We start from the raw sequence: 20,613 nt of genomic DNA, 5'->3' as shown, positions 1-20,613 counted from the left end.
TTTTAGAGGTGAATACGAATTGTGAACATTTTTTCTCGAGTTTCTTAGAACATCGACATCTGTTTCTCCACCTGTTCCACCTTCTTCTCCACCATCGGTACGTTCCAATGTTGCCGGCCATAGGGGCTCCTGAGGAGCGTATCAAACCTCTTTCCCAGGGCCGCGAACTCCACGTCGCGGAAAAAGTTGTGTACAGCTTCCACGGGCATGTTCCGTAGCGTCACATCGTCCAGTGAGTGCGGGAGGGGCATGTCGCAAACGAGAGTGGCCATGTGCTCGCAGAAGAACGCCTGTTCGCGGTCCCGCTCCAGCTTGGCCCTCACGCCCTCCTTTATATCGGCCAGGTGCTCGTACACGCCCCGGAGCGTCCCGTACTGCTGCAGGAGCGCCGCCGCCCCCTTGGGCCCTATCCCCGTGACCCCGGGAAGGTTGTCGGACGCGTCCCCCACCAGGCCTTTATAGGAAGCGATCTGGTCCGGCCGCACGCCGTATTTGTTTAGGATCTCCTGCGGCCCCAGGTACTCCGTCTGCTGGTATCCCTTGTGGGGAATGGCGACGCGGACGTTCTCGGTGGCCAATTGGAAGGCATCCCGGTCCCCCGTGACAATGGTCACCTTCCACCCTTCCGCGGCGGCCGTGGCATACGCGCATAAGAAGTCATCCGCCTCGTACTTGGCATCGGACACATGCTTGAACCCGAAGGCCTCCACCATCTGCATGATGCGCGGGATCTGGAGGTAGAAATCGTCCGGCGTTTCCGCCCTCCCTTCCTTGTATGTGGCGTTCTCTTGGTGACGGAATGTCTCTTCCCCCGCATCGAAACAGAAGACCAGCGCATCCGGCTTCTCGATGGTGAGGATGGCCAGGAGCATGGAAGCCACCCCATACATGGCATTGGTCTGCTCCCCTTTGGACGTGCAGAGCGTTCGGGGAATGGCGTAGTACGCCCTGTACATCAGGTGATGACCGTCGATGAGGACGAGGTGCTTCATCGAAGCACAGACTGCCACGGAAAAGAGATCGAGGGAACCAACATTGCGTATGCGTATTTCGTAGTGTGTATGACGTATTACGTATGGTGTATTGAGAGGGTGCCGGGGATGGAAAGAAAATGTAACATTTCATACTTTCTCATACCTACGTCAAGTCCCGACGGCTCCACAAAAACCCACTTTTGCGCTATAATATCTAGAAATCTCCATGCACCCCTTCCTTCCCTCCTACGACTCCCTCATCGCGCGGAAATTCAGCATTGGGACCCTCGATCTCAAGCTGCAGAACAAGACCGCGCTCCAGCGGGAACTGGGTTGGCCGGCTGAGCCGCGCCGCCCCATGGTGTGTCTCCCTGCGGGGATGACGGACAAATTGGGCGGAGACATCCTCATGGAAACGCTTCCCGGCCTGCTCACACTACCCATGGAAATCCTGATTCTGGGGAAGGGATCGGAGAAGTACGGGGCGCTCTTCACCAAGCTCGCCGCAGACCAGAACCACCGCGTGCACATTGTGACGGACGATGAGAAGGAGGTGCACCAGATGCTCGCGGCATCGGACATGGCCCTCTTTCTCAAGGACGCATCCGGCATGGAGGCAGTGGCGAACAGCCTGCAGTACGGCGTGGTCCCCATTGCCCCCGCCGGGACCGATCTCCTGGAGGACTACGACCCCGTTCAGGAGACGGGCAACGGCTTCCTCTTCGAGAGGAGTGACCGGTGGGGCATTTTCGCCGCATTCGTCCGCGCCGCAGAGACGCACAAATTCCCCTTCGACTGGCGCACCATACAGCGCCACTGCATGGAAACGGTGATGAAGAAGGAACGTCGTACTTCCTGACCCATGTCCGGCAAAACTATCACCGTCGGCGGCGTCACCTTCCCGATCCCCACCGGAACGGACGTGTACGACGCGCTCATGGGACAGATCGAGCCCGACCTCCTCACCGCCGCCATCCCCGGTTTGGAGGAAAAATACCGCGGGGTATCGGAGGCGCAGAGGAAGGAGCGTTTCGCGCGCTACAGCCGGGCCTACAAGCTGTACGACGAGGCGTTCCGCGCCTGGTCCGCGGAGCTGCAAGCGACCGTGACGAGCATACACAGGCAATCGTTGCAGACGGCGGAGATGAAGGCGCAAGGGGAGGATGACGACGCGATTTCCAAACTGGAATCCCAGATCGGCACTGCATGATCCCATGTTCCGCTTCCCCTCCCCCGCCGGCATCCGTGAGCACCGTCTCCTCTTCCAGAACGCCCCCCAGGCGACGCCGGAACTGACGGACGTGATGGATACGCCGACACCCGAAGCCACAGTGGAGACGCAGCAGGATCTTGAACGCGCCGCAGGGGATCGCACCGCCCAGGCCCAGGACGGCGTGGACAGGGCAACGAAAAAGCTCGAGTCCGCTTCGGTGTTGGATAAGTTGACGAACGCCACCGACCGCATGTTCGAGCCGGAACCGCTGACGCAGCAAGAGAACAACGACATATTGGAGAAGGCGCAGAAACTGATTCCCGAAGGCTTTGACCCAAAGAAAGCCTCCGCCGTGGAAAAGGCGAAGCTCCTCGCACGCCTGCAAGGCGTGGGGGTGGATGTGAGCGCCGGGGACAAGGTTCTCGAATCGCAGACGAATGAGAAGGGTGCGGTGGAGTACCCCAACCTCAAGGCGTACGGCCTCGAGAGCCCCGGATGGGAGCGGTCCCTCAACCGCCTCATGGGCACCTTCAGTTACCTCGGCGCCATCTTCCGGGACATCATGGACCGCATCAAGGGGATCACCAAGCCGGACGAACTCCCCGCTGAGGTGACAACCGAAATCGACAAGCTCGCGTCGCCGGAACTGCAGCAGCTGGCGCGTGAGAAAATTCTCACCACCAATCCGCAGGAACAGCTGCCCACCCTTCGTCTGTTCCAACGCTTGCCGGAAGCCTCCCGGAAGATATTGGAGCATCAAGCGTTGACCCCTGAAGAACTGAAGAACGTGTCCTCGCTCATTCCCCAAATGACCGCAGAGGAATTCGATGTATTCCTCCAGCTTCCCTACATTCCTCTTCCCGCGGGGGACCGCATGGAAGGCCTACAGTCACAGATGAAACAGGAACTCGGAATCGACTGGCTGGGACTTGCAACCGCTGAAGAGAAGAAGGCTGCGATCCAGAAGCTCCTTTCTCCCCGTGCTACGGCGTCTCCCGCCCCCGCTCCGGCAGCTACCGCTCCTGCGGAAGCTGCGGCGCCTGCCCCCGCGGCCCCCCCCGCTGCGGCGGTGGAACCGGCTCCCCAACCCACACAACCGGAAGCGGCGCCCTCCGCACAACCGACCGCCACACCCGTCGCCGCGCCTGCGGAGGCTCCGGCACCGTCCATGACGGTGGAAACGCCCCAGCAACCCGCGACGCGGGAAACCGCCACCGTGGAGAACCAGGTGTGGACGGAACTTCAAAACGCCTTCGTCATGCTTCCGCATGATAAGAACAATGCCGTCTACGTTCGTAATTCCATCGCCGTTACGCGGGAAGACAACGGCGAGTACACCATGATTGTCCAGTTGAACCAATTGAGGAACAGGGGCGGGGTGCCAGACGCGGAAATCGTCAATCTCTTAAAGATCCTGGACACGCAAGGCTTTAGGGCGGACCCCGTCTCCCAAACCATGATCGCCACCCTTCCGACGGATAAGGAATTGCGGACCGTTGCCAACAACGTGAATAATGCCATCGTCCTCCCACGGATGATGTCACAGATGATGAAAAAGACTTCCTGAACGGACGGAAAGGAGCGAAGGGCCTATTTAAAGATATCCGCTTCCACAAGACAAATACTCTTCGTTGTGCTATAATGTCTGGATGGCTCTGAACCCTCAGAAACCCTCCTCCAAAGCGCTGCCGTTGCGCATCCCCTCGGGACGTCGGATCTACGACGCGCTCATGGCGCAGATTGAGCCAGATCTGGTGACAGCGACCATCCCCACGCTCGAGAACACGTACAAGGACGAGACGCCGGAGCAGAACGCCGAGCGCCGGAAGCGGTACCTGGCGGCCTTCGCCAAGTATGACCGTGCGTTTGCGGCGCTCACCAAGGAGCTGCGGGAAGCCGTGCAGCAGTGCCGCACCCACGCCGTGAGTAAGAAGTCCAAGAAGGATGACGAAGCATCGCTGCTCTCCGATTTTTCCCCGCTCCCCGCATTCCCCGCCGAATGAGATTCCTGCCCTTCAGCAACGGCGCAGGTGAGCACCGGCTCCTCCAGATGCAGAAGGAAGTACCGCAGCCGGGGCCTTCCCTTTCGGAGAGCGAGGAGATCCTTTCTCTTTCCCCGGAATTGCGCAATGCGCAGAACCGGGCTGGCGCGGCGCACCATTTTTCGGAACGTTTCGTGCTCACACCGCTGCAGGCGTTGGGGAAGAAGGCGGACTTGAATGACCTCCAGAAGGTGCAGGGAATCTACGATGCCCTGGTGCCGGCCGAAGAGGGTGGGAAGCTTTTGGGTGACGAGCAAGCGCCCGCGGCGCAGGAACTCACGCCGGAGGAAGAGGAGCAGGAGGCCGCCCCGGAAGAGACGGCGAAAGAGGAAACGCCCCCGGAGGCAGATTCCCCTCCCCCCGAAACGCCTGCGGACGCCCCTGTGACGGTTACGGAACCGGCGGCAGGTGAAGCCCCGGAAGCGCAGACGACGGAAGAGGAACGCGCAGCCCCGCCCCCCCTCCCCGGAGACACGGGAGGCATGAGCGAACAGGAACTCCTGGATGCCATCCATGCGTTCACGGGCGTCATCTACCCGCTCGTGAAGCAGAATGAGGAGGCGCAGGAATTGCACGATAAGCTGCAAGCGCAGGTCAACGACGGCAAGGGCGATGACGGTACGGCGGCGCAGATCGCCTCACTGGAACAGGATTTCGCCAAGCGGGAGCAGGAAATTGTTGGCCACAGGGAACACCGCAAGCAATTCGAGGAAGCCCTCCGCGCCAAGCTGGAGAGGGGTTCTGAGTGATCGTAAGCCCGGTCTTCCCCCCTAAGGATCGTTGTCAACAGCGGTCTGTTTTGGTACCGTACCCGTAACGGGTCAGTAGCTCAGTCCGGTAGAGCAGTTGCCTCTTAAGCAATTGGCCGTGGGTTCAAATCCCACCTGACCCACCATCACAACATCTTCCTCGCGTGGATTACCCCCTCCCCCTTCTGCTCCAAGAGGGCGACGGGGAGTTCCTCGTGCCATGCGATGGTACCCGGGGCTGTTGTACCCGCGATGTCCTGGCCATAGCCCAACGCTTTGAACTCTTGGGAAGTAAGTTCCCGGCGGGGGAAGCCCCTGAGGACCTCCTTGAGGGGTATCACGCGCGCCCAGGCAGCCTTATCGGGAGGCACGGCATCGGTAACGGACCAGCGGCCGACCTTTGTCCGCCGCAGACTCTTCAAGTACCCGCCGCAACGGAGGAGGCGGCCGAGGTCGTGGGCGAGGGAGCGGATGTAGGTGCCCGAGCCGCAGGTGACATCCAGCACCAGGTCCGGATAGGCATAGGAGAGGATGGTGCAAGAGATGATTTCCACCTGTCGCGCGGCCAGCTCCACGCTCCTCCCCTGCCGCGCCTTACGGTACGCGCGCTCCCCGCCCACCTTGATGGCGGAGTAGGAGGGGGGTACTTGGTCGATCTTCCCTATGAAGCGGTCGGCGATGGTGCGCTGCAGAATCACCTGCTGGGGAACCGTCCATCCCCCCGGCGGCTTCACTTCCTCTATCACCCCCTCCCCGTCGTACGTGGTACTCACCGCGCCGAAGCGGACGCCCGCCTCGTACTCCTTGGAAAGCCCGTTGAACAGTTCGATCACCTTGAGCGCCTTGCGTCCCACGCCCATCACCAGGAGACCCGTCGCCGCGGGGTCCAGCGTGCCCAGGTGGCCCGCATGGGTCTCCGGCAGCGTCCTGCGGACCATGGCCACGGCATCGTGGCTGGTGATGCCCGCCGGTTTATCGATGAGGAGAAACCCGTGTCGCATGAGTGGTGGCCATTGTAGACATCATTGTTCCATTGTTCCATTGTTCCATTGTTCCATTGCTCCCATCGGTGCAAGTCTCGCTTGCGAACAATGCAACAATTCAACAATGAAACAATACCTCATAGCTGAAGATGGGATGCAACACGGTATGATCCCTCCCATGGCGAACCTCCAGATGAGTTGGGACCTCTTCATCATCGTGTTCTTCGCCATCGTCGTGACCTACACGTTCATCATCGGAAAGAGGGAATCGGTGAAGGTGATCATCTCCACGTACATCGCCATCCTGGCCGTGCAGGGCATCGGCAACGTGATCCAGCGCGTGGGCGCGGAGGCGGGCCTCACCCAGAACAGCCTCTTCGGGCTGGGGGAAGGCATTCCCCTCCTCTCCATCACCAAGCTCATCCTCTTCATCGTCATCATGATCCTGCTCACCATCAAGGCGGGATTCACGGTGGTGTATGCACGGGAGACGATGATCGTGAATATCGTCATCACGGTGCTGTGCGGCGTGGCCACGGCGGGTTTGCTCCTCTCCACCCTCCTCACGTACGCCAGCGGCCTCCCCCTCCTGGACGCCTCCCTCCCCAACCTCGCCTCCCTCTCCCCCATCATCCGGCAGAGCATGCTCATGCAACTCATGATCTTCAATCAAGACCTGCTCTTCGCCGCGCCGGCCATAGTGCTGGTGGGCGCGGGGTTTGCGAGCAACACGTAGGGTTTTCCCCCGGAGCAAGCAAAGCAGAAAGATACGCGGTTTCCGTCAAGGTCAAACACTGCGCTCCACATTGCAGATAGCTGAAGAGCAAGCAAGAATAACCGTAATTTCCACCCTCCCTCATGTTCAACAGAGTCTCTCTTCGCCTGTGGGCAGCCCTGTCATCAGCGGCAACCTTGCTCTCCCCGTCCATCAGCCACGCGCAGATAGAAATCCCCGAGATCCCCGGCTTGCCCTCCGGCGGTGAAGGCGGCAAGGATGACCTCATTGATGCCATCTTGAGCATCATCGTCTTCGTCCTCGACCTCGTCGCGCTCGTCGCCATCGCCTTCATCATCATTGCCGGCATCCGCCTCATCGTTTCGCAGGGGGAGGATGAAGCGAAGGAGAAGGCCAAGAAGTCCATCCTCTACGTGGTGGTGGGCCTCATCGTCATTTTGCTCGCTCGCATCATCGTCGGCTTCATCATGGGTACGGTGCCGGGCATCTTCGGCACATGATCTTCCTCGCTTCGGTTTTCAGAGCGCGCCGGAAGGCGCGCTTTTATTTTTGAAGAAAAGGTGCCGGGTGAGGCTAGGCGGCCTCCGGCACCTGCAGCATGGGTGATTTCTCTTCTTTCGCTTTCTCGGGGACGGGGCTGAGGGGATCGCGGACCACCACGGCATCCTTGCGCACTTCGAGGATCTGGGAGAGCGGGAGAGAGGTGCGCCAGCGCCAGAACTTGCGGATCAAGAGCCACTCCACCATGAAGAACTCCGTCTCAAACTGCACGTCGGCACACCGTCCCAGCGTGCGGCCCGTTTCCGTCACCACACGCTGTCCCAGAACGTAGCGCCCTTCCTCCAGGAGCGTCTGCAACCGCACGCGCTCCTCCACGGGCGCAAGAACTTCCGGTCCCCGCACCGTGATGCGTAACCCCCACCGCTGAATGTCCTCCGTCGCCAGGAACAAGTTCTGGCGGCGGAAGAAGCCGTGTGTGCGCAGGAAGAACCCCTCCACCTTTCCCGTATCCGGATGGATGAGCACGCCGTTGATGCGCCCCAATTCCTCCACCACGTCGTCGTCGACGACCGGCAGATGGAGCGTGGTGGAGAACCGTGCGTGCATAGAACAAAGGTACCAATATCCTACAGGATACTCCCCCGTATGCATCCCCAAGGCAGTTCACAGTTTCCTCGTCCCCCTCTCCCAATGGGAGAGGGCGGGGAGAGGGCTCCTATGGTACGATCCCATTCGTCACTCCTTCCACAACCATGCACCTCTTCAGCGGATCCTCACACCCGGCCCTCGCCAACGCCCTCGCCCGGGAATTGGGCATCCCGCTCGGGAAGATCGCGCTCAAGAAGTTCAGCTGCGGCGAGAACTACGTCAAGTTCGAGGAATCCGTCCGCGGACAGGACGTGTACCTGCTGCAGACGGCCACGCACCGCCCCAATGAGGACATCATGGAACTGCTGCTCATGTGCCAGGCCGCCAAGCTCAGCTTCGCGCACACCGTGCACGTGGTTCTCCCCCACTTCCCGTACGCGCGCCAAGACCGCGTGACGGAACCTCGGGAACCCATCTCCGCCAAGCTCATCGCGCACCTGCTGGAGGAAGCGGGCGCGGACCACGTGATGACCCTGGAACTCCACAGCGACCAGATCCAGGGCTTCTTCTCCGTGCCCGCGGACGCCCTCTCCTCCCGCCCCATCTTCACCAAGTACTTCAAGGAAAAGAATCTTCCGGATCCCGTGGTGGTGGCGCCGGACGTGGGAGGCGCCAAGCGCGCCAAGAAGTTCGCGGATACCCTGGGGGCGGAACTGGCCATCCTCCACAAGACCCGTCCCGCGCACCAGACTGCGGAAATCCACGAGATCGTGGGGGATATCAAGGACAAGACGTGCATCCTGTACGACGATTTGATCGATACGGCAGGCACCTTGGTCTCCGCCAAGAAACTGCTCAGGGAGAATGGGGCGCGGGAAGAGATGTACGCAGCCGCCACCCACGCCGTATTGTCCGGTCCCGCGGTGGAACGCCTGCGTCAAGCCGCCTTTACGGAAACGGTGGTCACGGACAGCATGCCGCTGGATCCCAAAGCCTTCCCGGGCTTGCGCATCCTCCCCATCGCCCCCCTGCTCGCCTGGGTGATACAACACGTTGAAAGTGGACAGAGCGTCACCGCCATCTACAAGAGATGACAGGGCAAGGATATACGAGAAGGTGACCGGGGGTGCACCGCAATTGGATTCCTGGCGAGCTTGCGTACCATACATACGTACCTTCCCACCTCTCCGTATGAAGACATTCGTTTCCCTGTTCACCGTGTTGGTGCTTGCCGGCTCCGTAGCATCCACCGCCCTGGCGGAAGAGTCCTCTTCCTCCTCATCGAGCAGCTCCAGCTCGGTGACAAGCAGCTCCTCGTCTGTCTCCTCTGCATCCTCTGCATCTTCTGCATCCTCCGTCTCCTCGCGCATCGTCAGACCCAAGTTGCAAGCATGCGCCGTGGTGAAGGGTGCCGGTGCCAAGAAGGTCTGCCTCGCAAAACAGAAGAAACTCCTCCTGGAATGGAAGAGGGAGCAGGCAAAGCAGAAGATCGAAGCCCGCAAGGCCGCCGCACTGAAGAAGTTGGAAGTGAAGAAGGTGACCAACACGCAGGTATTCGAGAAGAAGCTGGAACATGTGAACCAGAAATACGAGAATCAGAAGCGCCATCTGGAAGAGCAGGCCAAAGCGAGGAGCATCAAACTGGAACAGAAATGGCAAAAGCTCCAACCCAGCTCCGGCAGCTCCTCCTCGAGCAGCGTGAGTTCCGCCAGCTCCGGTTCTTCCGTGAGCAGCAGTGTGAGCTCCTCCTCCAGCAGTTCATCCGTAAGCTCCCAATAATCGTCTCTTGGAGATCTTGCAAGCGGGGAACGTTCCCCGCTTTTTTGTGATCAAAGAAAATGCCGCAGCGTGAGCTGCGGCAGGCTTCAGGTTTATGCAGGCTCTATGTGTAAATAATGGTGAAGAGGACTCTTTCGATCCCCTTGCAGTTATACACAGTTTGCTGAGCATGAACGATAGTGACCTTCGGATGCTCTGTTAACCATGTAGATAACGCAGTCTGCAATTGATTGGGATGGCAATCGAGGACACACGAATTCATGGCGGACCTCCTCGTACAAGAAAGAACAACGTAGATTCCTGAAACACTTTTATACTTTATCGTGTTGTATGTTTTTGTCAATTTGCGCTCGGAAAGGCATAAACTCAATGTATTTCTATTGCTTCCATATCTTCATTCCCCCTTACAACCAACAGTATCCATTCACCCCTATGACTGAAAGAAACGGTTGGTGGGCGATGGGAATAGAAGGCGGAGAAATAGAGACTGTCAAACCATCGAAGATCCGCCTGTTATTGACTCACAAGGCCGCTCCCCGTAGGCTTTTTGGGTCTGAGCAGTGGGTCTTTCCGTGTTCGTTAAAGTTGCTCCCGCTTCGGGGTACTGAGGGCACGACCAGGCATTACTGCTGCCAGCCGAGGATACGGATCGTTTCTATCAGGGCGATTAGCTCAGGGGTTAGAGCGCGACACTGATAATGTCGAGGTCGATGGTTCAAATCCATCATCGCCCACCATCATTGACACAAATACAGGAGAATCTTACTGTCAAAGCATGATACATCTTCATAACAACCGAGTTGTATCGGCTGTAGAAGAACAATTGGGCAGGCCACTGGCGGGCTTTGAGCACGATTGCGTTACGAATGTGATAGAGGGATACAACGCAGGTGAAGAGGGGCGGGAATTAATAAAGCAATCCATACGCAAGGGGGCGCGAGGCCTGCTCACGATCGGAGAGGATGACCCTTTGCTACGGATTTTGGACGTAACGGAAGAAGTATGCGATGCACTTTTCCGGAAGGCGACTCTCGAATCAAATTGATACCCCGCTGCATTTTCCATTCATCATTCTACATTCTTCATTCCCTCGCCCACGCCACGAATTTCTCGAAGGAAAGGGAGAAGGGCAGCACAGTTTCCCCTTTGGTGATCCTGTTGACCGTACGCGTGAGGGGATCGAATTCGAAGGAGAAGGAGCCATTGCCGAAGAGGATTCCCTCCACGGCCGCCTTGCCGGTGGTGAGTGGACGGATCTCGGTGGTGACCATGAAGAGCGCCCCCGCGTCGCGAAGTGCCGTGTAGGTGAGGGAACGGATTTCCTCCTCCGTGTAGAGCGGATCTTCGGAGGGCGAATTTGGGGAAACAGGAGCCGGAACATCAGCCACGCGCTCCTCTTCCGCCCCCGCGCTCCCACCCGCAGCCTCCGCCCCCGCCTCCAGCGCACGGATGCGCCGCAGAGCGGCTTGTACCTCTTCGGCACTGTCCGCATAGGGTTCCGCCAGCTCCCGGTACTCTTCCGCATACCGCACGAGCCTGTGCACGTACCCGCGTTCGAGAAGGCTCTCCAGTGTGGCGATGCCGTCTTCCAGGAATGATTGCGCAAGCGTCGCAGGCGTCTCCGCGCGTGTGAGGGCATGGCGCACGGCCTCTTGCCAGCGTAGGTGTATGCCCTCAGAAAAGGCCTCCGCCAGGGTATCTGCCGCAGGGACGCTCCGAAGGAGCGTCAGCATCCTCTCCCCTTCCGGTGGAGGCGCGGGGAGCAACCAGGCTGCGTCCCGGAAGACGGGATGGACGGAGAGGAGCACGAACGCATCCGGATCCGCGGCGACGAACGGCAAGAGGAGCAGGGATGCGCGTTGCGTATCCTCTGATTGCAGGATGAGAGCGGGCAGGAGGCTTTGCGTGAGCGGCGATTCCCCCAGGAATGCCGTCACCTCCGGGAGGGCGAGATACCCCTGCAATACGGACCATTGCCGCGTAGCCAACAGGTGACGGATATAGCCGAAGACCGCGTCCTCGTTGCGTCCTTGTGCACGCTCCACCGCGGAGGGGAACACCCAGGGGCCGCCCATGAGCGCAGGGGGCTCCTTGACGATGTTTGGCAAGGCCTCCTCCTTCATCCCCTGCGCCCGTGTCCTCTGTTCCTGGAGGAAGGAAGCGGGAACATCCTGCAGGGAAGCCGCCTCCAACGGGTCCGTGCTCTTCCACTGGCGGGTGACGGGAACCACCAATCCCCTCCCTTCGCCGTCTTGTACGAGCGCATGCGCCGTGATGGCCGCGATGGAGAGCTTCTGGGATGACGTGCGCTCCACAAACACCGTGCCATCCAACAGCGTGATGGCCCATCGGTCCATTTGCACGCGTGCGACACCCTCGCTCTTCAAGAGCATGCTGCCGCGGAGGAGTGTGTATTCTTTCACCCCCCCCCCCATCGTGGCGCCCTCCTCCCCCCCCAGCGCCCGCAGACCCCCCCCCAGCCGTACCTCCGTACCGGACGGGATGGTGATGGTTGTCACCGGTACGGCCGACGCTTTCCAGAGCGAAGAATCCGCTACGCCCAGTGTGAGCAGCGCCGCCAGGAGCACGAGGGGTGCCGCGACGAGGTGACGGTGCCGCTGTGTGTTTTTGAAGTTCAGGAAGCCCATTTTTCCTTCTATTATAGCAGTTTACAGGCTTTCATTCTACGCATTCACCCTCTGCTGATACACTCCGTGCATGAGAGTCCTCGGTGTCGATCCAGGCCTTGCCACTATCGGTTTAGGTGTTGTGATAACATCTTCTCCGCATGACATCCGCCTGGAGGAGTGGTTGCTCCTGCGTACCAAGGCCGGGCTGGGCATGGGAGACAGGCTTGCGGAAATCCACCATGACCTCACGCAGTACCTGCGGGAACGGCAGCCGGACCTTGCCGTGGTGGAGAAGCTCTTCTTCGAGACGAACGTGAAGACCGCCATGGATGTGGCGCAAGCGCGCGGCGTGATCCTCCTCACCCTCCGGCAGGCGGCAATCCCCCTGCTCGAAGTGACCCCCCTCCAGGTGAAATCCGCCATTACGGGGGACGGGAAGGCGGATAAGAGGCAGGTGCAGGATATGGTGATGCGCATGCTGAACCTTGCGGAACGGCCCGGTGACGATGCGGCGGACGCATTGGCGATGGCGGCGTACGGGGCGCTCCATACACATACTTCCTTGGCTTTCTCCTAAAGATGACTTCAAGCGGGATTGTTTCGTATCACATCTTTCTCACTGTCCCCTCTTCAATGGACCACAGGACCGCCCCTTTTACGAGAGAGGGGGGGAGGTGTGTGGAGGTGAGGAACACCTGGTTCTGCGGGAACGCCGCCGCCACGCGCTCCCGGTGGAGGTCATCGAGTTCCGAAAAAACGTCATCGAGCAATATCACCGGCCGCTCCCCCCGCTTGAGTTCCAGGTAGGAAGCCTCCAGAAAGAGCAGTGCCACCACGGCTGCGCGCTGTTGCCCTCGCGAGGCGAAACGTTCCATGGCAAGCCCGTTGATGAGGATGCCCCAATCGTCCCGGTGGGGTCCTACGGATGTGGACTGGAGGAGGATATCCCGCTCCCGCGCGGCTTCCAGGAGCGTGACCATTTCCCGCGCCAATCCTTCGCGGCTGCGCTCCTTCCCCTTCCGGCGGTACTCGAGCCGCACCGCCTCCCACGCTTCCCCCAGCGCCCGCAGCTCCTCCCCCAACGTGAGCGTGAACGTCTCGATGAGCTCCAGCCGCGCCAGGGTGACAACACTCCCCTCCTCCGCAAGTTGCGCGTCCCAGGGCTCCAGATCGCGCTCCTTGGCTTCGCGGTTCGCGATGCGCTTGAGGAGGGTGTTCCGTTGTTTGAGGAGTTGCTGGTACTTGCCCAGCGCGCGGTAGTAGGCGGGGGAGACTTGCGAGAGCAGGTTGTCCAAGAAGCGCCGGCGCTCGGCGGGGGCGCCGGTGAAGAGGTCGAGGTCCTGGGGCAGGAACAGGACGGTGGGCAGCAAGCCCACAAAATCGGCGGCAGCCGTCTTCACATCGTTGCGGAAACATGCTTTCTTCCGCCGCGGTTCCAGCTGGCTCGTCACTTCCAACGCCGCCCCCTCGCCGTTATCACCCGCCACTTCCCCCCGCACCCTGTAGAACTCCCGCCCCCGGCGCACCAGGTCTTCCTCCTGCAAACCCAGCGCGGACGCGCCTTGGGAGAGGATTGCCACGGCATCCAGCAGGTTCGTCTTGCCGCTCGCATTCTTTCCCACGAAGAGGTGGAGCAGCCCCTCCGAAACATCCAATTGCACGGTTGCGTAGTTTCGGAAATCCTGCAGGGACAACGAGAGTAAACGCATGGGAGATCAATGGTGAAAAAGGGGGGTTCCGCCGCCGCGGGGGGTGAAGGGGAAGGCCCTGCTTCCACATACCGGCCGACGAGTCAGCCTCGAAACCTTGCAGGGGCTGACGAGGAGGCACAGGGCCGGGAGGAGGAGCTTCGGCGGCGGAGCGCTTTTCTTTGCTCCTTTCTTTTGTCGCCCTGACAAAAGAAAGGAGAGCAGGACAACGCATAGAATAGCGCTCATGGACGAAGAGGGACGGATGGCTTTTCCTCCACGAACCTCAACGCCTCTTCGTAAAGCCCCTGCAGCAGCTCCAAGTACTCCTTCCGATGGACGTACAACTGCAATTGGGAGGGATCCACCCACGCGTGCGCATCCACTTCCTTGCCGTCCACCTCCACGCGCGCCTCCGGTTCCACGAGCGTGAAGACGAAGGAGATCTTCTGTCCGCAGATGTTATCCGGACGGAAATGGCGGTACGACGGCGGGAAATCGTACTGGTAGACCTTCGGGCTGGAGGCGAGGAAGGTGGTGTCGCTGATGCCGGCCTCTTCCTTCAGTTCCCGCAACGCCCCCTCCCGCTCGGTCTCCCCCTGCTCCACACCCCCCTGCGGCAATTGCCACGCATCGTTCTTGCGCGGCTTATGGAGCAGAAGGAATTGATGGATGGTCTTGCACCCTTCCCGGGTACAGACCTCCATGGGCTTGAGGACCATCACGGACGCCGCCAAACGGTACTTCTCTTCCATGAGAGTACTATAGGACTGATGCGTGCGGAGGTGTAGGGAGAACGCGGAAGCTTTACGCGGCGTGCCGTTCCTCCTTGAGCTTCATGGCGACCTTCTTGCGACACACGGGACAGTATTTTTCGGTCTTGAAATCCTTCCAACCGACTCCCTTTGCATTCTGCTTATGCAAACGGACGGTTCCCACGCGGTTGCCGGATTCCTTGCAGAACATGCCGAAGACGGTGCGCTTACCACGAGGCATAGCCCGGAGACTTTACTTACAAAACGCAAGGAATGCAAGTCCGGATAAGCCAATCTAGACATTGACCGCGCAAGGTTCACGCGGGCAAGAATGCCCGCCCTACGGTCATCCACCTTCGATCGCCCCCATCCCCACGCCATCCCCGTGGATGAACCCGAACGCGCTGTTGGCTGCCACCGCTCCCTCCCCCGCCCCCGTGACGAACTGCGCGAAGCGGTTGCTGCCGTTCGTCACATCGCCCGCCGCAAAGACGCCGGGAACGGCGGTGCGCATGGCGTTATTCACCTTGAGGAAGCCCTTCCCGTCCACCTCCACCCCCAGGCTCTTCCCCAATGCGGAAGCCGGATCGGAGCCGATTTCGATGAAAATGCCGTCGACGGCGAGGACATCGTTCCCCTCGAACGGCTGATCGAGCTTGATACCCGTCACTTTCCCTTCGCCCAGGATCTCCCGCACGTTCCGTTCCAGGACGAACGTGACATTCTCGCGCGCTTTCACCCTATCCACCCAATACGGCTCCGCGCGGAACGCATCCCGGCGGTGGACCAGGTAGACGTGCTTTGCCACCTGCGCCACGATGGCCGCCCCCTCCACCGCCGCATCCCCTCCCCCCGCCACGGCCACGGTCTTGTTGCGGAAGAAGAACGCGTCGCACGTGGCACAGTAGGAGACGCCCTTCCCCGCAAATTCTTTTTCCCCGGGGACGCCCAAATGGCGTTTGTTGGAGCCCGTAGCCAAGATCACCGCCTTGGCATCCACGCTCTCTCCGCCGCTCAACGTCGCCTTGAAGCCCTCTGCGACCTTCTCGATCTTCTCCACGCGCGCCACCTTGTGCGTCACTTCCTCGAAGCTCAGGGCATGTTTCTTGAACCGCTCCATCAGCTCCGGTCCGTGCACTTCCACATCACCCGGCCAATTGCCCACTTCCGCCGCCGTGATCCCCAAACCCCCCTCCTCCAAGCCCACGAGGAACGTCTTGAGCTGATAGCGCGCCGTGTAGATGGCGGCCGTGTATCCCGAGGCGCCGAGGCCGATGACTAGGACGTCGTACATAGGTCGAAACCGAAGATGAAACGATCTTGAACCGCCCATAGTATGAAGCCAAACGCCCCGAGAATCAAAACGACCATGGGAGAGACAGGTGTCACTGTTTCTTGACACGCGGCCCCCCTTACTCTAATTTTCCCAACCAATGAAAATCGCACTCCTCCAGGGTGGCGGAACCTGCCCCGGGTCGAACGCAGCCCACTACGGCCTCACGCAAACCGCCACAAAAGAAGGCCATGAAGTGGTGGTGATCCCCGAGGGGTATAAAGGGTTGATAACGCCTGAACAGGAATACCGGGACATCTTCTCGTATCCCTTGGTGCAACAGAGGGGATTGGACGCTCTGTTCCTCGAGCCGGGATCCCTGCCGCACACATCCCGCACCAAGCCCATTCCCGTGAACACCGACGGGAACATCATCCAAGTGGACTTGGAGGTGTTCCATCGCAATGCGGAGGTGATCCAGGAAAACCTCACGCGCAACCGCGTGGATATCCTGGCGATCGTCGGCGGCGACGATACGCTCTGGCGCGGCGCGAGCATGCTCCACCGCTACGACATCCTGAAGAGGAGGAACGCGCACGGGAAGTCTCAAACTGTTCAAGCCGTAGGGGTTCCGAAGACGATCGACAATGATTTTCTGCGCATCGCCTACTCCTTCGGCGCAACCACTGCGGCGCTCTGCGGACAGCATCTCGTTCGCGAGGGGCGCGTGGAAGCGGAGAACTGCCAGAAAGTGATGATCATCGAAGCCATGGGAAGGGATTGCGGATGGCTGGCTGCGGCGAGCGCGGAGAATGCCGACGGCGTGTTGATCCCCGAAATGGAGCTTTCTGAAGATGAGGTTGTGTGCGCCATCCAGCAGAAGATCCGCTCGCAGGGGAAGGCGCTCGTGCTCGTGGTTGCGGAAGGGTACCCGATCGACGGGATGAAAATCCATCTTGCAGGTCTGCCCGATGCTTTCGGCCATATGCGCTTGGGAGGGGTGCGAGGCTACATCGAACGGTGGCTCAATAACGCAAATATCAGCACCATGCAGCTCTGCCCGGGGTACCTCTTCCGAAGCGGCCCCCCTACGACCCGCGATGCGGCCTTCGCCCGCCGGTTGGGCAACACCGCCATGCAGGCGGCGCTCAAAGGGGAAGACGGCGTCATTGCCCATCTTCCGGAAGGAAGCAGGTCACTGGAAGACACGCTCGCCCTCATGGACATGGCAACCATCCGCGGCGGGAAGAACCTTGATCCTACCGCCTACGACCCGGAAACACTGCGCTATACGAAACCTCTCATGCCTGAACCCGAACGCCCCTCGTGGATTGAACCCTGAAAAACAGACCGTTCCGTTGCCGCCGCGGCGCGGAACGGCGACAATGCTCCAATGGATATTCCCGACCCTCTCCCCTACCTGGACCGCGGCGATGCCGGGCAGAAACTGGCCGAAGTACTCGGCGGCTTCCGCGGACGCAAGGACACCGTGATCATCGGCATCCTGCGGGGCGGCGTGGCCGTGGGACGCGCGTTGGCGGATGCGCTCTCCCTCCCGCTTCTCCCGTGGAACGTGCGCAAGATCGGGCACCCGGCGAACCCGGAATTCGCGCTAGGGGCCATTGCGGAAGACGGTGGGACCTATTTGGATGAGGACATGATGGCGCATGAAGGCCTGGAGTTCACGGATATCGAACCCATCATCGAGGATGCAATGCAAGAAATGCGCAGGCGCCGAGAAGTTTTTGCGCCGCCGGAACCCGTTTCCCTCACCGGCAAGATCGTGCTCCTCACCGATGACGGCGCCGCCACCGGTTCCACGCTCCTCGCCACACTGGAGGACATGCGGAAATTGCAGGCCTTGCGCATCGTTGTCGCCCTGCCGGTAGCCCCTCTGGACACGGCCGATCACCTGCGCAAGGAAGCGGATGAAGTGGTGGTGCTGGCCGCCCCCGCGCCGTTCCATGCCGTGGGACAGTGGTACCTTTCCTTCCCGCAGCTCACGGATGAGGACGTGCTCCTGCTCCTGGAACGCAAGGGAAAAGGCGGAAAACGCACGGCGCAGAAGTCCTCAAAGTGATGGAACGGCGGGCAAAATGCCGTACACTATTCGGTTATGCACACACGTATCACCGCTCCTGCACTGGGAATCGCCACCATGCTCGTCCTTTCCGCCTGCTCCCCCTCCGACGTGCTGGGAACGCGGGAAACGGAAACGGGCTCCACCCTCTCCGCCGGCACGGCGCACTCGCGCACGCTGACGCAGCAATTGGAAACCGATACGGACGCCTTTACCGCCATCCTGCGCGAACGCGGCATTGACGCCTTGGCCTCGAATGTGGCCGTGGACCCCGCGCTGCACCGTCCCGTTCGCACCATCCGCGTGGGGGAGGAATCCCTGCTCCTCGTGAGCTACGAATCCACGCAGGCTGCGGCAACGGACGCCCGCAGGATCCTCACCCTGGGCAATGACCTCTCGTCCCTGGGGCTTCCCCCGGATCGTTTGCAGGTTTACCAACGCGGACGCATGGTGGTGTTGGCTGCGGAACCTGCGGAACAACTGCGCCGGGCGCTCCTGGATATCTTCGGCAATCCCCTGGAGTGATCACTCCAGCGGCTGCAGCGTTCCCAACAGGGACGATTGCTCCTCCATCACGCCCCCGCTTGCCGTCCGCTCCATGATCTCCGTTCCGGGGGAACGTTCAGCCACCACTCCTTGTGATGATTGGAACAGGTAATACTCGTCCAGCGATGCCCCCAACCGTATCGTTGAGCGCAACGCGACACCCGCTGAGGCCACCGAAAGGATTCCCAGGAAGAGGCTCAACTTTGTGAGGCGGGTGGTGGGCAACATGGCCCCTACTGTAGAAGAGAGGACGATTGCCGTCTACTGTGCCGCGGGAGATGCCGCCGCCATGGCGACGTCCTGCGCTCAGGATAACCGCGACGGCGGATACGCGATCTGTCCCACCCTCCAACTGAGCGCACTGATACCCCAGCGAGGTATGGTGCCGGAAACATGCTTCTCCCCCATCATGTTCGACTGCGTGCGCGCGAGGGTGATGGATTCCTGCGCAACATCCTCGAAGATGCTCGTAAAGGCGTCCGGCCGCACATTCGAGAGGTTGGTCTGGCGGTTACGGACGGCGAGATTTCCCACGATCCTGCTGAGCACGCTGAGGAAGATGGTGCTGACGAGATTGATGAACTGCCTGTTGTTGCCTTCCCCCTCCTCCATGAACGGCTTGATATACAGCTGGGGATCAATGGCTTGGAAGAGCGTCACCATCGATGCCACCGCATCCCCCGCCCCCATTTCAAATTCCCGGCCCATCACCACGTCCGACGGCTCACAGTAGTCTTTGAGGATGCGGGTCTCTCCATCGGGATTGGGGATCGTAGTGAAGCAGGCAAGGTCCTCGTGCCCCACCCCCACGATCAACCCGCCCTTGGGACCGAAGCTGATGGGGGCTGCAAAACTTCCCCGCTTGATCTGACGGTCAAAGGGCAGGTACGTGCGGAATACGTCGAGAGAGACATCGAGCTGGCGCAATGCTTCCGTATCCACCTCATACCCGTTCGGCTTGAACGGCGAGGGGAAAGGCGGCCGTTCCTGTTCTTCATCGGTCGCGCGCAGGAGGAGGACCCTGCACACATCCGCCGCTTCGCCTTCGTTCATGGGGAGAAGAACCGCCCGTTTATAGGATTGCTCCGCGACCCTGGTCCGGAACGCCGTGGACGCATTGATGATGTAGCAGTAATCCGGTTCTGCAAATTTCTCCAGTTGCTCAAAGAGCGAGTCGGTCGTGGCAAAACACGTCGCAACGTGAAACGCCTTACGGAACTCGTCACATTCCTGTATGAGCTTCTCCACGGCCGCTTTCGACTCCCTCGCTTCGGACGTGATGCCCAGCGTTCCATGCTCAGCCCCGTCCACCCACGGCACCTGTACGGCAACGCGGCCCGGCAGGTCCAATGTATGGACGTCCACCACTCCCTTTACCCGGTTCTTCAGGTGGAGCGGGAGTTTATCAAAGGGGTCACCGCTGCTTGCCACGGTGAGAACGAGGCGTTTGTGCACATCATCCAACAGTTGTTGGATATTGGAGAAAGCCACGACAAGCGCCATATCAACCACTTGGTTCTGCACGTTGCCGCCGTCATCAATGCGCGCCCCCTCCACACGGCTGAAGATGGATTCTATATCCATCGGCCCTTCGTATCCTTCAAGGTGGAGCGGAAAAGACTGGGTGATCCTCACATCGAGATCGCTGTTCAACTTCCCACCGGCAAGATCGGCAACCAGGACCCCCTCGGCATTGACCTCCCGCGGCTGCAACTCGGCGGATATCTTGTTGCCGGGGACGAATTTATGTTTCTTCACCCCGCGCAGCAGTTTCCCCATCGCCTGTTCCAGTTCCGGATTCCCCGTCGGAACCTTGATATCCTTCACCATTTGACTGATGCAAAGTATGTGAGGTTGCTTTTCCATAGGAGGATGAGGGGGGATGGAAAGGATTCCATGGTATTCACGAAGTCCTCCCCCGAACCAGAAGGATCGGGATGACGATTCTTTCCGCTCCCATGGCCGCACGAAACCCGGTGGCTCCACTTCGGGATTCCTTATCCTTGCTTTTTTTTCCGCATACAGTCCCCCCCTTGTTCGGGGCGACAGCACACCCAGTGGAGGCAATGCATGCCT

23 protein-coding genes and 2 tRNA genes are annotated in these 20,613 nt (G+C 60.2%); 15 read left to right on the top strand and 10 right to left on the bottom strand.

Features of this window, described 5'->3' with window-relative positions:
* Positions 1-44: 44 nt before the first annotated feature.
* The gene (locus WC698_01455) at positions 45-992 is read right to left on the bottom strand and encodes a 5'-3' exonuclease H3TH domain-containing protein (GenBank protein MFA6038913.1); all 948 of its coding nucleotides are present in this window, start codon (positions 990-992) and stop codon (positions 45-47) included.
* Positions 993-1,200: 208 nt separating this feature from the next.
* On the opposite strand from WC698_01455, the gene WC698_01450 reads away from it, so the two are divergent.
* From WC698_01450 to WC698_01425, 6 genes are all read left to right on the top strand, one after another.
* Positions 1,201-1,833, top strand: coding sequence for a hypothetical protein (locus WC698_01450; GenBank protein MFA6038912.1), 633 nt, complete (start codon positions 1,201-1,203; stop codon positions 1,831-1,833).
* Between the two features lie 3 nt (positions 1,834-1,836).
* A complete protein-coding gene (locus WC698_01445) occupies positions 1,837-2,184 on the top strand; it encodes a hypothetical protein (protein ID MFA6038911.1) in 348 nt (115 codons plus the stop codon).
* A 4-nt stretch (positions 2,185-2,188) separates the two neighbouring features.
* Positions 2,189-3,754, top strand: a complete 1,566-nt coding sequence (locus WC698_01440) for a hypothetical protein (protein MFA6038910.1) — start codon at positions 2,189-2,191, stop codon at positions 3,752-3,754.
* An 82-nt stretch (positions 3,755-3,836) separates the two neighbouring features.
* Entirely contained in the window at positions 3,837-4,190 is a 354-nt protein-coding gene (locus tag WC698_01435; GenBank protein ID MFA6038909.1) for a hypothetical protein, read from the top strand.
* Positions 4,187-4,978, top strand: a complete 792-nt coding sequence (locus WC698_01430; protein MFA6038908.1) for a hypothetical protein — start codon at positions 4,187-4,189, stop codon at positions 4,976-4,978. Before WC698_01435 ends, WC698_01430 begins: the two co-directional genes overlap by 4 nt.
* A gap of 69 nt (positions 4,979-5,047) precedes the next feature.
* Positions 5,048-5,124: transfer RNA gene (locus WC698_01425), tRNA-Lys, on the top strand.
* On the opposite strand, the gene truB is transcribed toward WC698_01425, so the two are convergent.
* Positions 5,125-5,979, bottom strand: a complete 855-nt coding sequence (gene truB, locus WC698_01420) for a tRNA pseudouridine(55) synthase TruB (protein MFA6038907.1) — start codon at positions 5,977-5,979, stop codon at positions 5,125-5,127.
* A gap of 160 nt (positions 5,980-6,139) precedes the next feature.
* Here truB and WC698_01415 point away from each other — a divergent pair, with 160 nt between their 5' ends.
* Together WC698_01415 and WC698_01410 are read left to right on the top strand one after the other, a co-directional pair.
* Entirely contained in the window at positions 6,140-6,697 is a 558-nt protein-coding gene (locus WC698_01415; GenBank protein ID MFA6038906.1) for a hypothetical protein, read from the top strand.
* Positions 6,698-6,819: 122 nt separating this feature from the next.
* Positions 6,820-7,197, top strand: a complete 378-nt coding sequence (locus WC698_01410) for a hypothetical protein (protein MFA6038905.1) — start codon at positions 6,820-6,822, stop codon at positions 7,195-7,197.
* Positions 7,198-7,270: 73 nt separating this feature from the next.
* Here WC698_01410 and WC698_01405 read toward each other — a convergent pair whose 3' ends face one another.
* Positions 7,271-7,804 (bottom strand): PRC-barrel domain-containing protein, encoded by a 534-nt coding sequence (locus tag WC698_01405; GenBank protein ID MFA6038904.1) that lies wholly within the window; start codon positions 7,802-7,804, stop codon positions 7,271-7,273.
* A gap of 146 nt (positions 7,805-7,950) precedes the next feature.
* Between WC698_01405 and WC698_01400 the strand changes: the two genes are divergently transcribed.
* From WC698_01400 to WC698_01390, 3 genes are all read left to right on the top strand, one after another.
* Positions 7,951-8,880, top strand: coding sequence for a ribose-phosphate pyrophosphokinase (locus WC698_01400; protein ID MFA6038903.1), 930 nt, complete (start codon positions 7,951-7,953; stop codon positions 8,878-8,880).
* Between the two features lie 97 nt (positions 8,881-8,977).
* Positions 8,978-9,565, top strand: coding sequence for a hypothetical protein (locus WC698_01395; protein MFA6038902.1), 588 nt, complete (start codon positions 8,978-8,980; stop codon positions 9,563-9,565).
* Positions 9,566-10,226: 661 nt separating this feature from the next.
* Positions 10,227-10,302 (top strand) — tRNA-Ile (locus tag WC698_01390).
* A 345-nt stretch (positions 10,303-10,647) separates the two neighbouring features.
* On the opposite strand, the gene WC698_01385 is transcribed toward WC698_01390, so the two are convergent.
* On the bottom strand, positions 10,648-12,213 hold the full coding sequence (locus WC698_01385) for a hypothetical protein (protein ID MFA6038901.1): 1,566 nt from the start codon (positions 12,211-12,213) through the stop codon (positions 10,648-10,650).
* Between the two features lie 70 nt (positions 12,214-12,283).
* On the opposite strand from WC698_01385, the gene ruvC reads away from it, so the two are divergent.
* On the top strand, positions 12,284-12,772 hold the full coding sequence (gene ruvC / locus WC698_01380; protein MFA6038900.1) for a crossover junction endodeoxyribonuclease RuvC: 489 nt from the start codon (positions 12,284-12,286) through the stop codon (positions 12,770-12,772).
* Positions 12,773-12,800: 28 nt separating this feature from the next.
* Here the strand turns inward: ruvC and WC698_01375 are convergent, their stop codons facing one another.
* The 4 genes from WC698_01375 to WC698_01360 all read right to left on the bottom strand — a co-directional run bounded on the left by WC698_01375 (position 12,801) and on the right by WC698_01360 (position 15,932).
* Entirely contained in the window at positions 12,801-13,904 is a 1,104-nt protein-coding gene (locus WC698_01375; GenBank protein MFA6038899.1) for a DNA replication/repair protein RecF, read from the bottom strand.
* A 224-nt stretch (positions 13,905-14,128) separates the two neighbouring features.
* Complete coding sequence (locus WC698_01370) at positions 14,129-14,638, bottom strand: NUDIX domain-containing protein (protein ID MFA6038898.1); 510 nt, start codon at positions 14,636-14,638, stop codon at positions 14,129-14,131.
* 52 nt (positions 14,639-14,690) lie between these two features.
* A complete protein-coding gene (locus WC698_01365; protein MFA6038897.1) occupies positions 14,691-14,879 on the bottom strand; it encodes a hypothetical protein in 189 nt (62 codons plus the stop codon).
* 105 nt (positions 14,880-14,984) lie between these two features.
* Entirely contained in the window at positions 14,985-15,932 is a 948-nt protein-coding gene (locus tag WC698_01360) for an FAD-dependent oxidoreductase (protein MFA6038896.1), read from the bottom strand.
* 139 nt (positions 15,933-16,071) lie between these two features.
* Between WC698_01360 and WC698_01355 the strand changes: the two genes are divergently transcribed.
* From WC698_01355 to WC698_01345, 3 genes are read left to right on the top strand one after another with little or no spacing between them, the layout of a single operon-like run.
* The gene (locus WC698_01355; GenBank protein MFA6038895.1) at positions 16,072-17,253 is read left to right on the top strand and encodes a 6-phosphofructokinase; all 1,182 of its coding nucleotides are present in this window, start codon (positions 16,072-16,074) and stop codon (positions 17,251-17,253) included.
* 51 nt (positions 17,254-17,304) lie between these two features.
* Positions 17,305-17,991: a phosphoribosyltransferase family protein gene (locus WC698_01350; GenBank protein MFA6038894.1), complete on the top strand. Its 687-nt coding sequence runs from the start codon at positions 17,305-17,307 to the stop codon at positions 17,989-17,991.
* 36 nt (positions 17,992-18,027) lie between these two features.
* Positions 18,028-18,516 (top strand): hypothetical protein, encoded by a 489-nt coding sequence (locus tag WC698_01345; protein MFA6038893.1) that lies wholly within the window; start codon positions 18,028-18,030, stop codon positions 18,514-18,516.
* Here WC698_01345 and WC698_01340 read toward each other — a convergent pair whose 3' ends face one another.
* Positions 18,517-18,765, bottom strand: a complete 249-nt coding sequence (locus WC698_01340) for a hypothetical protein (protein MFA6038892.1) — start codon at positions 18,763-18,765, stop codon at positions 18,517-18,519.
* A gap of 78 nt (positions 18,766-18,843) precedes the next feature.
* Positions 18,844-20,367, bottom strand: a complete 1,524-nt coding sequence (locus WC698_01335) for a hypothetical protein (protein MFA6038891.1) — start codon at positions 20,365-20,367, stop codon at positions 18,844-18,846.
* Between the last annotated feature and the right edge of the window lie 246 nt (positions 20,368-20,613).

This window comes from Candidatus Peribacteraceae bacterium, assembly GCA_041661065.1.
GTDB lineage: Bacteria > Patescibacteriota > Gracilibacteria > Peribacterales > Peribacteraceae > CAIKAD01.
The sequence above is the reverse complement of the archived record's forward strand: the minus strand, read 5'-3'. Positions and strand labels throughout refer to the sequence as shown.